1 protein-coding gene is annotated in these 408 nt (G+C 58.1%); it reads left to right on the top strand.

The features are described 5' to 3' along the window. Positions 1-48: 48 nt before the first annotated feature. Positions 49-408, top strand: a 360-nt coding sequence (locus LNV09_RS24660; RefSeq protein ID WP_263559710.1) for a glutaredoxin family protein, incomplete at its 3' end; no start/stop codon positions are given.

Below are 408 nucleotides of genomic sequence, written 5' to 3' on the forward strand. Positions count from 1 at the left end.
AAGGTGTTGGGGGTTTTTTCATAGCCGCTCGCTTTTCACTTCCCTGCCATGAAACCACTGATTCGCCTCTTCTTCAGAACCTTGCGCCTCTTGCTGGGTCCCGTGCTGCTGCTGAAAGAGCGCTTGACGCGCCCCGCGCCGATGCAGCGCTCGGCCGAAGCGCAACTCGAAGTCGATCGGCAATGTGCCAGCCTGACGCTTTATCAATTCAAGACCTGCCCGTTTTGCATCAAGGTCAGGCAAGAAATCCAAGCCTTGGCGCTGCCAATAGTGCGGCTGGATGCTCAGCATGATGAGCCCAACCGCGCCGCTCTATTGCAAGGCTCAGGCGCCACCAAGGTGCCCTGCCTGAAGATCACCGATGCCAAGGGTTCGGTGCAATGGCTGAGCGAATCGGGCGCCATCATT

This window comes from Paucibacter sp. B2R-40 (assembly GCF_025717555.1).
GTDB lineage: Bacteria > Pseudomonadota > Gammaproteobacteria > Burkholderiales > Burkholderiaceae_C > Paucibacter_A.